This window comes from Ferrimonas futtsuensis DSM 18154, assembly GCF_000422645.1.
Taxonomy (GTDB): domain Bacteria; phylum Pseudomonadota; class Gammaproteobacteria; order Enterobacterales; family Shewanellaceae; genus Ferrimonas; species Ferrimonas futtsuensis.
On record NZ_AUGL01000015.1, the window covers coordinates 126,086 to 140,994 of the forward strand.

10 protein-coding genes are annotated in these 14,909 nt (G+C 55.6%); 8 read left to right on the forward strand and 2 right to left on the reverse strand.

Annotation, left to right across the window (positions count from 1 at the left end):
- Window positions 1-171: 171 nt before the first annotated feature.
- From G505_RS21355 to G505_RS0111225, 3 genes are read left to right on the forward strand one after another with little or no spacing between them, the layout of a single operon-like run.
- Window positions 172-1,641 carry an alpha/beta hydrolase gene (locus G505_RS21355; RefSeq protein ID WP_051216106.1) on the forward strand — a complete coding sequence of 490 codons (1,470 nt, stop codon included), beginning with the start codon at window positions 172-174 and terminating at the stop codon, window positions 1,639-1,641.
- Window positions 1,638-2,372, forward strand: a complete 735-nt coding sequence (locus tag G505_RS0111220) for an ABC transporter ATP-binding protein (protein ID WP_028109638.1) — start codon at window positions 1,638-1,640, stop codon at window positions 2,370-2,372. Before G505_RS21355 ends, G505_RS0111220 begins: the two co-directional genes overlap by 4 nt.
- A complete protein-coding gene (locus G505_RS0111225) occupies window positions 2,369-3,502 on the forward strand; it encodes an ABC transporter permease (RefSeq protein ID WP_051216108.1) in 1,134 nt (377 codons plus the stop codon). Before G505_RS0111220 ends, G505_RS0111225 begins: the two co-directional genes overlap by 4 nt.
- A gap of 60 nt (window positions 3,503-3,562) precedes the next feature.
- On the opposite strand, the gene rbsK is transcribed toward G505_RS0111225, so the two are convergent.
- A complete protein-coding gene (gene rbsK, locus G505_RS0111230; RefSeq protein ID WP_028109640.1) occupies window positions 3,563-4,486 on the reverse strand; it encodes a ribokinase in 924 nt (307 codons plus the stop codon).
- A 769-nt stretch (window positions 4,487-5,255) separates the two neighbouring features.
- On the opposite strand from rbsK, the gene G505_RS0111235 reads away from it, so the two are divergent.
- The 4 genes from G505_RS0111235 (at window position 5,256) to ushA (ending at window position 14,101) form a co-directional block, all read left to right on the forward strand.
- Window positions 5,256-6,242: a porin gene (locus tag G505_RS0111235; protein WP_245568366.1), complete on the forward strand. Its 987-nt coding sequence runs from the start codon at window positions 5,256-5,258 to the stop codon at window positions 6,240-6,242.
- 36 nt (window positions 6,243-6,278) lie between these two features.
- Complete coding sequence (locus G505_RS0111240) at window positions 6,279-9,503, forward strand: ExeM/NucH family extracellular endonuclease (RefSeq protein WP_035385332.1); 3,225 nt, start codon at window positions 6,279-6,281, stop codon at window positions 9,501-9,503.
- 73 nt (window positions 9,504-9,576) lie between these two features.
- A complete protein-coding gene (locus G505_RS22465; RefSeq protein ID WP_084643957.1) occupies window positions 9,577-12,207 on the forward strand; it encodes an endonuclease in 2,631 nt (876 codons plus the stop codon).
- Window positions 12,208-12,370: 163 nt separating this feature from the next.
- Window positions 12,371-14,101 (forward strand): bifunctional UDP-sugar hydrolase/5'-nucleotidase UshA, encoded by a 1,731-nt coding sequence (gene ushA / locus G505_RS0111255; RefSeq protein ID WP_035385333.1) that lies wholly within the window; start codon window positions 12,371-12,373, stop codon window positions 14,099-14,101.
- 109 nt (window positions 14,102-14,210) lie between these two features.
- Here ushA and G505_RS22740 read toward each other — a convergent pair whose 3' ends face one another.
- Window positions 14,211-14,357, reverse strand: a complete 147-nt coding sequence (locus tag G505_RS22740; RefSeq protein WP_084643958.1) for a YoaH family protein — start codon at window positions 14,355-14,357, stop codon at window positions 14,211-14,213.
- Window positions 14,358-14,680: 323 nt separating this feature from the next.
- Between G505_RS22740 and G505_RS22745 the strand changes: the two genes are divergently transcribed.
- Window positions 14,681-14,909, forward strand: a 229-nt coding sequence (locus tag G505_RS22745; RefSeq protein ID WP_157509180.1) for an IS110 family transposase, incomplete at its 3' end; no start/stop codon positions are given.

The following is a 14,909-nucleotide window of genomic DNA, read 5'->3' on the forward strand; positions in this document are numbered from 1 at the left end:
ATCTGCCGCACCTGTCAATATTGGTCGGAAAGTTCAGGAATATTATTTAATCAAAACAGTTCATTACATTATGCGCCTTCATGGAGTTTGACTTACCTGGCCAGCCTCATTACTTTAACTTTTCCCCAACATCCACCCGTGATTGGACTGCAAACTTTCAAGGAATCTTTGATGATCTTCTCCCCAGTCCGTTGCCGAGCCCTGTTGCTGGCAGCGGCCCCGCTCATTGCCGGATTGGTTCAGGCCCAGCCTGCCGCCCTGAGCCCATGCTATCTGGACGGAATGAACGAACAGGTAGAGTGCGGCAGCCTGTCCCTGCCCGAAGACTACACCCAGCCAAACGGTCATCAGATTGAGGTGCACTTTGCCCGCATCCCGGCCATTAAGCAGGTCCCTGACATGGCACCTCTGCTGGCCATTACCGGAGGCCCCGGCCAATCAGCCCTCAACGACGCGGCACTGTTTGAGAAGGTATTCAGCCGAATCCGTCAGAAGCGCGATCTGATTCTCATCGACCAGCGGGGTACCGGGCGCTCAAACCTGCTCAACTGCGACACACACCTGTTTGACAGTCCCCTCTCTACCAACGATGAAACCCTCGACTACCAGCAGTTGCTCAATCAGTGCCTGAGCTCCATCGAGGCCGATGTGCGCCACTATGACAGCCTCACCGCCCTTAACGACTTCGAAGAGATACGCCAGCATCTGGGAATTAGCCGCTGGCACCTCTATGGCATCTCCTATGGCAGCCGCATGGCCCAGCTCTACATGCGCCACCATCCAGAGGCGGTTGGAACCGTTACCCTGGACGGAGTCGTGCCCATGGACCAGCCAGTGGTCACCATCGCCGATGCGGTGGCCAGGGCCAGCGTTCAGCTGTTCAACGACTGCCGTCAGGATCCTCACTGCCATCAGCAGTTCGGTGACCTCGAACAGAAACTGGATTCCGTGCTGAGCAGACTGGCGGAAAAGCCGGTTGAACTGCAGGTCACCGACCCGCTCAGTGCCGCCCCGGCCACCTTCCTGGTGACCCCGACCAAGCTGCAGAGCGCAATGCGTATGGCTCTCTACTCCCCCTCCAGCCGGGCCCTGGTCCCTTACACCATTGATCAGGCGTGGCGTGACAACTTCAAGCCTCTGCTTGGGATGCAGATGACCTCAGAAGAGGATGGGTTTGGCATCGCTCTGGGGATGCATCTGTCGGTGATCTGCGCCGAGGATCACCCCAGGCTAACAGACGATGAGGCCCAGCGACTCTCCAGCGCCTCTTTGACCGGCAGGAACATGGTCAACCTGTTCTCCGCCGCCTGCGAGCTGTGGCAGATGCCGGCAGCGGCCGCTGAGTTTGGCACGCCTTTAACCAGTGAGATCCCGACACTGCTGCTCTCAGGAGAAAAGGATCCGGCCACCCCACCCTCCTGGGGCATCAAGGCACAGGCAGGCCTGAGCAACAGCCTGCACCTCATCGCGCCCTACGCCACCCATGGCGTGGCCTTTCAGAGCTGCGCCCCAAGAATCATCCGGGCCTTCATCGACTCTGGCTCGCTGGAGAACCTGGACACTGACTGTCTGCAGATGGACACCCGCAGGGCCTTTTATCTCAATGCCAACGGCGTCGAGCCGGTGACGAGGTCGAAATGATCGAAGTACAAGATTTGAAAAAGCGCATCGGAGATGTCCAGGCGCTGAACGGGCTCAGCTTTAAGGCTGAAGACGGCCAGATCACCGGTCTTCTGGGACCCAATGGCGCCGGCAAGACCACGGCACTGCGCACCCTGTTCGGCCTGCTTAAGGCGGACGAAGGCCGGGCACTGGTCAACGGCCTGGATGTGCAGAACCAGATGCTGGAGAGCAAGCGACAACTGGGTCTGTTTCCCGATCCTTTCGGTCTCTATGAGCGCCTGACGCCCAGAGAGTACATTCACTACTTCGCCACCATGAACGGCATGTCCAAAGCCGAGGCTGCCCAAGCCACAGAAGAGGTGCTGGTGAAGATGCACATGCAGGAGATCGCCGACCGGCGCTGCAAGGGTTTCTCCCAGGGGCAAAGAATGAAAACCGCCCTGGCCCAGGCCATAGTCCATAGGCCCAACAACATCATTCTGGATGAACCCTCACGGGGCCTGGATGTGATGAGCACCCGCATCCTGCGCCAGACCCTCAGCGATCTGCGAGATCAGGGCCACTGCGTGCTTTTTTCCAGCCACGTCATGCAGGAGGTCGCCGCCCTCTGCGACCAGGTGATTGTCATCGCCAAAGGCAAACTGGTGGCCCAGGGCAGTCCTGAGGAGTTGTGTCGACTGACCGGGCAAAGCTCTCTGGAAGAGGCCTTTATCCAACTGATCGGCACAGATGAGGGGATAGCCGCATGATCTCACGCATTCTCACCATCCTCATCAAGGAGCTGAAAGACGGCATTCGCGATCGCCGCTCGGTGATGGCGGCCATGTCCTACGCACTGACCACCCCCTTGGTGTTTGCCGGAATCTTTATGATCACCATCAGCGACATCTCGGAGAAGCAGGATATTCCCATCAGCATCGAAGGTGCGGAACATGCCCCGGATCTGGTGCGCTTCCTGGGTGCGGTGGGCATTGTGGAAGAGCGTCAGGATCCTCTGGCCATCACCCTGACCATTCCGCCAGGCTATGCGGCGCAGATGAGCCGTGGCGAGCCTGCCGAGGTGATCCTGACCGCCGATGGCTCTCGCAAGGAGCTCACCCAGCCTCTGGGACAAATTAAACAGGTGATTCACGCCTATTCCAGCGAGATGGCCGCACTGAGGTTGGTGGCCCGAGGCATCAACCCCAAGGTCATTGCCCCTGTGGAGCTGGTGTTTCATGACAAGGCGACCAATGAATCCAAGGCCAGCCTGATCATGGGCGCGGTGCTGCTCTCTATTCTGCTGTCGCTGTTTATTTCCGGCATGAACGTGGCCATCGACACCAGTGCGGGAGAGAGAGAGCGCAACTCTCTGGCCCTGCTGCTGTGTCAGCCAGTCTCCACTCTGGAAATCGTTCTGGCTAAAGGGCTGGCCGTCACCTGCTTTGCCCTGTTCGGGTTGCTGCTGACCATGGTGGTGTCGGTATTGGTCTTTGCCCAAGTTCCCTGGCATGAGTTGGGCTTCAGCCTGAAGTTCACCCCTGCCATTGCTGGTCTGATCATCATCATCTGTCTGCCCATCGCCCTGTTTGCTGCCACAGCCCAGCTGTTCTTCTCCTTCTTTGCCAAGTCATTCAAAGAGGCTCAGTCCTATCTGACCCTGCTGCTGTTCATTCCTATGGCACTGATCATGCTGCCCACGTTTGAACTGTTCGGGGATGTACTGAAGTGGTTGCCCATCTCCGGGCAACAGCTGGCGATCACCGAGATGATCAAAGGCCAGGCTGTGCCCGCAGCGGAGCTTGCCGTCAGCACACTGACCACTCTGGCGCTAACCCTATTGCTGGTCTGGGCCAATGCCAGAGCGCTAAAGAGTGAGAAGGTCGTCTTCGCTCTCTGAGGAACCGGCTCAAATAGAGAGGGACGCCATGGCGTCCCTCTTTCATCTCTGCAGGCCGGATTATCCCTGGCTGGCAATCAGTGCCTGAGTCTCCTCTCTGCTGGGAATGGAGCTTTGCGCACCCAGGCGGGTCACCGACAGTGCGGCAGCCGCCTGACCAAACCGCAAGGCATCATCGACCGATTGCCCCTCAAGCAGTGCGGTCACAAAGCCGCCATTAAAAGTGTCCCCTGCCGCCGTGGTATCCACGACATCCACCTCAAATCCAGGCACCCGATGCTGGCGTCCCTGGTGGCTTAACCATACACCCCGCTTACCCAGAGTGATGATCACCATCTCGATACCAAACTTGTCGTGGAGGCACTGTGCCGCCGCAGCCGCGGATTCATCATTCTCTACGGCAATGCCGGTGAGTTGCTCCACCTCCGTTTCATTGGGGGTAATGATGTCAACGTTGGTCAGCAGAGTATCCGGCAACGCCTTGGCCGGGGCCGGATTGAGCACCACCTTGGTGCCTGCGGCCTTGGCCAGACGCGCCGCTTCCACCAGGCTATCTAATGGCGTCTCCAGCTGGATCAGCAACAGATCGGCCCCCTCAATCATCCCCTGATGAGATCTCACTCGCTCCACCGAGAGCGCCCCATTGGCGCCCGGCCAGATACCGATGTTGTTCTCGCCCTGGGCATTCACATAGATCATCGCCATACCGGTCGCTTCACCTGACACCTTGTCTATGGCCCTGGTGTCCATGCCGTCCTGGGCAAACCCCAGCTTCATCTGTTCGCCAATAGGATCAGCGCCGATGCAACCCACCATACTTACCTGAGCCCCCAGGCGGGCGGCCGCGACGGCCTGGTTGGCCCCCTTGCCACCCGGCACAGTCTGATAGTTGTCTGCCTCTAAGGTCTGACCAGGGCGTGGGAACTCGGTCACTTGCAACAGGTGATCCACATTGATGCTACCCAGAACGGTGAGCTTCGCCATCTACTGCTCCTGAATTAAGGTTATCCGACAATACGCATGCCGATTATTGATGCGACTAATAGTAGATCAGCTTAGGGCAACCATAAAGCGGCAAAATATTCTTCTTCTTACCTACCAACGACCCACTCGACACAACAGTACAAAAATCGAGACAAATAAGAAAAACGAAACATTCATCTGTGAATGGGCGCTTTTTTGCCACCTTTGAGCGTTCAAAAATCGCACAGACTCAATATTAGGTACGAGGGATATTCGTATCTGAAATTCCGGTACTGTAATTCACTTTTTGCATTTGAGCTAATATCGTTAACCCCTAATAAATATGGGCATTTTATATACGTAATTCGACAGATTTTCGGTTAGAATGAAGCTAATTATTTTCGCTAAACCATGATTATTTGTGCATAATTCCGCATTATTTGAGATGAGAAGTGAATAGATATTTCACCAATGTGATCAAGATCACTTTTGGCGTAATTTAGCAACAAAATCCACACAGGAATACGTTAAAGTTGGGGCGCAATTTAAAATAAAAAATGGGTCTAACTGATGAATTACATTCCAAAGATGAAAGCGATTTCGCTGCCTAATTCCCCCCCTCCTACTTGAACATCATGTAACTCAAGCTCTACTGAAAAACATTTTTAACCCTGAGTTCAGCCCTTAAAAAGGGTTGATGGATTACTGATCGGAAGTAAACGCAATGTTAAAGAAATCAACCGTTGCAATCGCCTTGGCCGCCCTTTTCGGCGCAGGTGCAGTTAACGCTGTGACCTTGGATCAAAATGGCGATGGAGACTATCTGCGCTTCTACGGCGAGGTAGGCGTTGGGGGTCACATTGACACCAATCCAGACTACAACCACGACGAGTTTTACGACACCAAAGGCTATGTCGATGACAGCTTCGCCACTATGGGCGTAACGGGTCAACGCAAGCAATTTACCTACCGCCTCGAGCTCGACTACCAGCGCCGCAACTGGCTGGGCGGCGATGGCGAATTTGAACTGGCCATCGACAAGATGTACATCGGCTACGCCTTCACCGACCAGCAGTGGATCGAAGTCGGTCTGACCGACACCGCGTTCGACGACTACGACCACTTCGGCGACTTCACCTTCAACAAATCCGTTGAGACCGGCGAAGCGGGCGACCAGGAAAACACCGTTAAGTACCAAGCTGAGTTCGATCACCTGATCTTCGGCGCTTCCTACACCTACGAGGGTGAGCACAAGAGCGGCGCCCTCCAGGGTGACATCGTTAACGGCTACTTCGGCTGGATGTCCGACTTCCTGTCCGTAGTGGTAGGCCTGGAAGCCCGTGGCGGCTCCGACGGCATCTCCAAGTACGGTGAGCAACAGCAGGTTGGCCTGGGCGTACGCCTGCAGGTCATGCCGAAACTGGCCCTGGGCTTCAACGGCTTCCTGGAAGATGAAGACCTGGCGACCCGCAAGAGCGGTGACGTTTACCTGGGTTATGAAACCTTCCGCAACTACGGCCTGACCCTGACCTCCAAGTACGACCTCAGTGACAGATGGGAAGTTATCGCCTCTGCCAACCACGAGGAGTACGAAGGCTGGGATCTGATTGGCCCGAACTTCGACTACAGCGAGCAACCACCCGAGTACGGCAAAGACCGCCGCTGGGGCAGCATCGGCTTCAACTACCGTCCGGCCAAAGACATCGTCCTGTCTCTGGAAGGCCGTTTCGGTGAAGCGCCTGAAGCTGGCTACGCCTACGCGCGCATGTACTTCTAGTCCTAGTTCGAATCCAAAAATTTTATAGAGTTTGCTATGAAGAAAAGTATCCTCTCGCTGGCCATTGCCAGCACCATCAGCATGGCTGCAAACGCTGGCGTTCAAGACCTGCTGATCACCGAAATGACCCAAAGTGCCGATGGCAGTGTGGGCGCTGTTGAGATCACCAACACCCACGCCACCGACTCCTTTACCTTTACCGATGATGTCGCTGCCTACCAGCGCTCCAGCGGCAAGTATGACAACGAACTGCTGAACGCTGAGGCCAAGCCTCTGCTGACTGGCCAGACTCTGGCCCCGGGCGCCTCTCTGGTAATCGTCAACAGCCGTTCTACTGACGACTTCCAAAACACTATTGCTGCCAAAGGCGCCACCGTGGTGGTTTCCACCTACGACAGCAGCCACAAGTACAATAACCTGTACCTGAACAGCGATGATGGCTTCTTCCTGAAAAATGGTGATGTCGTTATCGATCGTGTTGGCCTGAAGGACGACAACAGCAAGTGGGCACCTAACACCACTCTGCGCCGTAAGCTGGCCGCCGATGGCAGCGCTCCTGCCCAAGCTGCAACCTATGATGCCTCCCTGTGGCAGAACATCATGCCCATGCGGCTCGACACTCTGGGCCAACCCAACCTGCCTGCCGCTGATGCCGAAGACATCATGGACATCTTCACCTGTCCTTCTGACAAGAGTGAGCTGACCTCCATCGGCGCCATCCAGGGCACAGGTTTCGTTTCTCCCTATGCCGGCGAGAAGGTTGCCGTAGAGGGTGTTATCACCGCTAAGGTCTCTGTACCTGAAACCGGCTTCTACCTGCGCGACCTCTCCTCCAACAACGATAACGATCCTATGACTTCGGACGGTATCTTCGTTAAGAGCGGCGCAGCGAAAGATTTGCAGGTTGGCCAGACCATCTGTATGGGCAGTGAAGTCACTGAGTTTGATGGCCAGACTCAGCTGACTGCCGATACCTCGTTCAGCTGGAACGTGACGGATACCAACATCACCCCAACCAGCGTCACAGACATTGTGGTTCTGCCAGAGGACAACGGTTCCTTCGATAAGACCCTGGAACGCTACGAAGGTATGCTGGTTAAGTTGACTGAAGACTTGGATCCCAACACCGATGGGTACCAGGACATGCGTATTTCACGCAGCTTCAGCTACAACTACCTGCCCTCTCCTCACGGACGTAACAACATGGTTGCGGCCTACACCCGTCCTAACGTACAGCCCAATCACCTGTATGTTGCCGGCAGCCCTGAGTCCAAAGCTGCAGCAGCGGAAAACGATGACTTCCGTCTGGTTATCGAAAGTGCCGAGGTGGCCCGCAACAACGAGCTGTCCTACTATGCTGGCTTCAACAGTGACCCTCACGCCAACTACATCCGCATCGATGACAGTGTTATCGGCATGGAGGGTGTGATCAGCCAGTACAAGACCGCTCTGGACAACGCCACCGGCGAGTATGAGCAGGACTACAGCCTGACCGTAACCAACCAGCTGACCAGCGACAACTTCATCCACAACCTGCCCCGTACCGAGAGCCCTGCTCTGGGTCAAGAGGTTGAGAAGGATCACTTCGCTATCCGCGTGGCCAGTCAGAACCTGTTTAACTTCTTCAACTCCCCATTTGGCGGCGACAACAACAACTTTGGTCAGAGCCGCGGCGCCGAGACCTACGATGAGTTTGTCCATCAACGTACCAAGCTTGTTGAAGCTATCCGCTCTCTGGATGCCGATGTACTGGCCCTTATGGAGATGGAAAACAACGGCTTTGGCGAAAACAGCGCCATCGCCGAGATGGTCAACCAGGTCAACATCAAGTATGTGGATGAGCGTGCCCGTGACTACAACGGTCCTACCTCCACTGAAAACCGCTACGTGTTCGTAGGCTTCGACCACAACGGCAACCAGATTCTGGACGAACTGGACGCCATTGGTGCAGACGCCATCGCCACCGGTATCATGTACCGCCCCAGCAAGATGAGCATTGAGCGTACCCGCGTACTGCCCATGCCTCAGCAGAAAGCACCCACCATCGTTAACGACAACGGCGAAGTGATTAAGGACCAGTACGATGAGATTCTGGAGAACGGCCAGAACTATCACCGTGATGCCCTGATCGTAACCTTTGTGGTTAACCAGACTGGTAAGCGCCTGACCCTGGCTGTTAACCACCTCAAGTCCAAGGGCTCTACCTGCTTTGAAGACTGGCAAGGTGTTGAGTTCGGTGACGCCACCGAGTGGAACAACCGTGAAGCTCCAGACCTGGATCGTCAGGGCTCCTGCTCCGAGTTCCGTGTAGCCGGCGCCGTACACCTGGGTGAAGAGATGGAAGAGGTTCCCGGTGACAAGATCATCCTGGGTGACCTGAACGCCTACGGTAAGGAAGATCCACTGCTGGTTCTGACCGAAAACCCACGCAACAAGACTCTGGTAACTGCCAGCCACACCTTCGTAGGCACAAAGCCTCAGTTCAATGAGAGCGGCGCCCCTGCGACCATCACCAAAACCTATGGTTATGTTGATATTGTTGGCAAGTACTTCGAGAAGAAAGACAAGACTCCCTGGAGCTTCTCCTTCAACGATGAAGTGGGTTCCCTCGACCACATCCTGATCTCCCCCTCTCTGGAAGATCGCGTGATCGATGCGACCGACTGGCACATCAATGCCGCCGAATCCAACCTGTACGACTACAAAAACCAGTACAAGGGAACCATCGACGGTAACGGTGCGCACAAGTTCTACAAAGACGACATCTATCGCTCTTCTGACCACGATCCTGCGCTGATCACTCTGAGCTACATGCCCGGTGAAGCCGACCCAGGTCACGCCCTGGTTCTGCCCAAGCTGAGAAAGCTGGCCAAGGTGCCTTACCAGGTTCCTGTTGCCGCTGACGCTCTGAAAGGCGACGTAGCCACCATCAAGCTGAGCCCTGCCGACGACGAAGCCAACCTGGACCTGCGCCAGCTGGTAGAGCCAAACGTGGTGCTGACTGAAGATGGTCAGGCTCTGGTGACCTTCGAAGTCTTCGGTGCCCCATCCGCTCGCTACAACGCCACCGTAGCTCTGGAGCGCGACGGCAAAGTGGTCGCTGGCTCCAGCCAGACCCTGAAGATCGACATCACCAGCCGTGACTCCCTGGTTGCGGACATCGTTGAAGAGGAAGGCGACGGTTCCGGTGGCAGCACCGGCTTCATCAGCATGCTGTCCCTGTTCGGTCTGGCCGCTCTGCGCCGCCGTCTTCGCAAATAAGAGTTGATCTCCACTTCGAAGCGCCTGTCCCAAGGCAGGCGCTTCAGGTCATGGAATTTAGAGAGATAAGACTATGACGATTAAAATGAATGCAGTTGCTGCGGCTACTGCTTTGGTTCTGGGCACCCTGTCCACAGCCGCAAACGCTAATCTGGTCATCACCGAATACGTTGAAGGCAGCAGCAGCAACAAAGCGCTGGAAATCTCCAACGTAGGCAACAGCACCATCAATCTGGACGCTAATGTCTACAAGCTAAACCTCTACTTCAACGGAAAAACTGAGGTAGGAAAGACTGAAACCCTGTCAGGCACTCTGGACGCCGGCAAGAGCATTGTCTATCACAACTCCAGTGCTGCCGATGCCTTTAAGGTAGGCACCGCATCCGAGATTACCTGGTTCAACGGAGACGACACCATTGTCCTGACCAAGGATGATGCTGTGATCGACCGCATTGGCAAACTGGGTGAAGATCCAGGCTCCGCCTGGAGCGATCCTAATAATGCCGATTTCTCAACAGCCAACAAAACCCTGCGCCGCAAAGCCAGTATTACTGAAGGCTACAAAGTGGCCGACGCTGACTTCCCCGGTTCTGGTGACCAATGGGTTGTTCTCGACCAAGATACCTCTGACGGCCTCGGCTGTGCAGGCGAAGCAGCGTGCAGTTCTGAAGCTACTCCAGGTGTACTGCTGATCACCGAATACGTTGAAGGCAGCAGCAGCAACAAAGCCGTTGAGATTTCCAACGTGGGTGGCACCGCCATCAACCTGGATGCCAACGTCTACAAGCTGACGCTGTTTGGCAACGGCAGCACCGATCCCGGTAACACCGAAACTCTGACCGGCATCCTGGATCCAGGCAAGAGCATTGTATTCCACAACGCCAGCGCCGCGGATCAGTTTAAAGTAGGTACCGAATCAACTGTAACCTACTTCAACGGTGACGATGCTTTGGTCCTGACCAAAGACGACGTGGTCATCGATCGTTTCGGGAAACGTGGTGAAGACCCAGGTTCCGCCTGGACAGATTCAAACAACGCCGACTTCTCCACCGCCAACAAGACTCTGCGCCGCAAGGCCAGCGTGACTAAGGGCGATACTGTCGCCGAAGCTGACTTCCCCGGCGCCGACAACCAGTGGCTGGTCTTCGATCAGGACACCGCGGATGGCCTGGGCTGCGCTGGCGAAACCGCTTGCGGCTCCGAGCCCGTTGACCCAGAGCCAACAGATCCATGCACTGGCTGCGAAACCCTGACTCCGGTTGCCGACCCTAAGACTTTCAACGCAGACGAGTACTACTCCAACGCGCTGAATGGCGAGTTTAAGACTCCTGAAGAGCTTAAAAACGTCCTGTCCAGCATCATTGCAACTGACCATAAGCAGCTGACCTACAAGCAAGTTTGGACTGCACTGACCTACGCTGATCAGGATCCCAGCAACGACAAGAACGTTATCGAGATCTATACCGGCGCCTCCATCTCCAAGCACGACAACCAGACCAGTGGCAGTGGCGCTGGCAAGTGGAACCGTGAGCACGTTTGGGCCAAGAGCCACGGCTTCCCAAGCGAGTCTCAGTGGGGTTACACCGACGCCCACCACCTGCGTCCTGCAGATCCTGGCATCAACACCAAGCGCAGCAACAACGACTTCGGTGAGTGCAGTGATTCCGGCACAGAGGTCGATTTCAATGGTCAGGGCACAGGCAACTACCTGGATACCACCATCGACTGCTGGGAACCTCGCGATGAGGTGAAAGGTGATGTGGCCCGTATGATCATGTATATGGATACCCGATACCAAGGGACCGATACTGGCACCACTGGCATGCCTGACCTTGTGGCTGTGGATCGCCTGACCACCACAGACGAGGACGATCAACCGCTGATCGGTACGCTTTGCACTCTGTACGCGTGGAACAACTTGGATCCAGTTGATGCCTACGAGCAGAACCGCAACGACGAGGTCTACAAGTATCAGGGCAACCGTAACCCCTTTATCGACCGTCCTGAGTTGGTGAAAGAGGTCTACGGCGCGGCCTGTGGCGACGGCACCCCAGCTCTGGTGGTAGAGGGTGAAATCACCGCTCCCGAGAGCGTGACCGAAGGTTCTGCCTACACCCTGGATGCCTCTGCCATCACTGCCGGTGAGGGCAAGACCCTGACCTTCAAGTGGGAGCAGGTTTCCGGTGAAGAGAAGACCGTTGTGGGTAACGAGGCGGTACTGTCTCTGACCGCACCTGAGGTTAAGGCTGACACCACTCTGAAGTTCGTTCTGACCATCAGCGACGGGACTCTGGAAACTTCCGAAGAAGTTAACCTGCCAGTGACCAACGTACCCCTGACTCTGGACATCACCTTCGACGGCAACACCAAGCTGACCGAAGGTGACAGCACCAGCATCACTGCCACTGTAGCCGACGCCCCTGAGGGTCTGACCTACAGCTGGAAGCAGGTGTCCGGTGCCACTGCCGAGTTCACTGCCAACGGCCTGAAACTTGATGTGACCTCTCCTCAGGTAGACATCAACCAGGCTCTGGTGTTCGAGCTGACTGCCAGCAACGACGATGAAAGCTACAAGACCACTGTTAGCATCGACGTTCAGAACACCGAAGAGTCTGGCTGGCGAGAGCCCGATGGCGCCGGTAGCTTCGGCGGTCTGATGACCCTGCTGCTGCCCCTGATGTGGCTGCGTCGTCGCAAGTCCTAATCAGTTGAGCTGATGAAAAGCAGCACCGAGAGCACTCTGGGTGCTGCTTTTTTTAATTGAACAAGCGTTGCTTTCCCTCTCAATCCGGACACCCGACTCCCCTTCTGATGGGAGCTCTGGCCCAAGGTCAAAGCGACGCTGTACATCAAAGCGAAGGATTATCATGAATCGTTCACTCCGTCCTTCTACCCTGCTTCTCACCGGCTCAGCCATCGCTCTTGCGTTAGCGCTTAGCGGCTGTGGTAAGAAGAAGGTGGAAGAGGCCCCCAAGGTGACCGCATCAGCCGCCTGCATAGCCGCCGGCGATGACTGTAAGCGTTTCACCCTGCTCCATACCAATGACCACCACGGGCGTTTCTGGCACAGCAAACGAGGTGAATACGGCATGGCGGCGCGGAAAACCGTCATCGACGAGATCCGTAAAGAGGTCGCCGATTACGGCGGGCAGGTACTGCTGCTCTCCGGTGGCGACATCAACACCGGCGTCCCTGAGTCTGATCTCCAGGATGCTGAGCCCGACTTTATCGGCATGAACCATCTCGGTTATGACGCCATGGCCGTGGGTAACCATGAGTTCGACAACCCGACCACCGTTGTAGACAAACAGCGAGACTGGTCGCAGTTCCCCTGGTTGTCGGCCAACATCTATCGCCAGGTTGACGGTGAGTGGCAGCTCTACTTCGAGCCCTACAAGCTGTTTGAGGTCCAGGGCCTGAAACTGGCTGTTGTGGGCCTGACCACAGAGCAGACCGCCGAAATTGGCAACCCTGAGTACGTGCAGGACCTGAAATTCACCTCTCCCCAGGCAGAGATGAAGAAAGTCCTGGCACAGCTCGAAGAGCAGCACCATCCAGATCTGGTGTTCGGCCTCACTCACATGGGTCATTATGAAAATGGCGACCACGGCAGTAACGCGCCGGGTGATGTCGCTCTGACTCAAAGTCTTGAACCCGGCCAGGTTCAGGCGATCATTGGTGGTCACTCCCAACTGCCTGTGTGCATGGAGGGGGATACCGGTGAGTACGTTGAAGACTATGGTCGTGATGAAGCGTGCAAGCCCGACCGCAAAAATGGCACCTGGATCATGCAGGCCTACGAATGGGGCAAGTACGTAGGCCGCGCCGATTTCGAGTACTATGGCGGTGAACTTCATCTGGCAAACTACCAGTTGGTTCCGGTCAACACAGAAACCAAGTTCGGCTCCATGTATCCGTTCCAGATGCTGACCCCCAGAGACCCGGAAACCCTTGAGCTGCTGCGCCCTTACCAGAACAAAGGTCAGTTAAAGCTGAAGGAGAAGATTGGTGTCGCTGAGGAGGACTTCATAGGCAAGCGCAGAGTTGTGCGTTATCAGGCAACTCCTCTGGGGATCATGATTGCCCACGCTCAGACTCAGCTTCCCGTGCCAGCCGACTTCGGCATCATGAACTCCGGCGGCATTCGTACCACCATCGAAAAAGGCCCTATCCGCTATCGCGATGTGCTCAAGGTACAGCCTTTTGCCAATAGCGTGACTGTGACCGAGATGAACGGTACTGAGTTGAAGAAGTATCTGTCCAAGGTGGCCACCAAGACACGAGGCTCCGGCGGCTTTCCCCACTTCAGTGGCATCAAGATGACCGTTGACTGTGTCGCCAAAGAGGTGGATATCAAGTCTATTGGTGGCAAGCCCTTCAGCCTGGCTGACACCTACAGGTTTACCCTCCCCAGCTACAATGCTTCGGGCGGTAACAAGTATCCTAAGCTCAAGCAGGCTCGGAACACCGGCTTTGTCGATGCTGACATGCTTTACCAGTTCATCAAGGAGCAGGGCAACCTGAATCCGATGGACTACAACAGGGCGAAAGATGTTAAGTACACCAACTCCAGAAGCCCTTATGGCTGCGGTGGCTAATCCTTATCATCAGTTAGGATTAGTCCGCATACGCGGCTGAGATGTTAGACCCAAAAAGCAAAGCCCAACCTAAAACTGGTTGGGCTTTTTTATGCTAGGCCGGAAAGCGCTACTCCGACGCGCCCCGCTCTTGCTGCAGTTCTGTGACCACCCGTTGAATGGCCTCGGCCATGGACAGCCCCTCTGCGGTCAATGCTTGAATACGTTCAACCGCCTGCTGTTGCTCTTCGTGGGTCAATCCCAACAGTTCGGACATACTCACCTCTCTACAATCAAGAAGCGCATTCTACCCTGTGCCCTCCTTTGGCTCCAGCACCTTCACCAAGCCCTGAAGCCCTTAAGACCACTCATCATGACCATCAGCTTCCTGAGACTCTCTCAATGGCTCGGACAGCCTTTTACTGGGATGATAGAACTCTCCTGAGACTCAACGTCTCCTTAAAGCCGAGGCGCCCTCACCCGGCACGGTCATGCCGGCGAACGCCGGTATCCAGTGATGTGATGGACGCCCCCCTACGATACGGCGTCAAATGCGCCAGAATTAAGTTGCACAACATAATTCAGAGAGGAGCGTCCATCATGTCTATTAAAGCCATTGGAATTGATTTAGCCAAGAGTGTTTTTCAGGTTTGCGTTCTGCTGGAGGATGGCTCCATCCTTTGGAACCGCAAGATCAAAAGAGAAAAGCTGCTTCACACACTCCTTGAATTTCCAACGGGTACGCTGGTGGCCATGGAGTCTTGTGCTCGTTCTCACTATTGGGGAAGGCGGCTTCAGCAGGCTGGTTACCAGGTAAAGCTCATCCCAG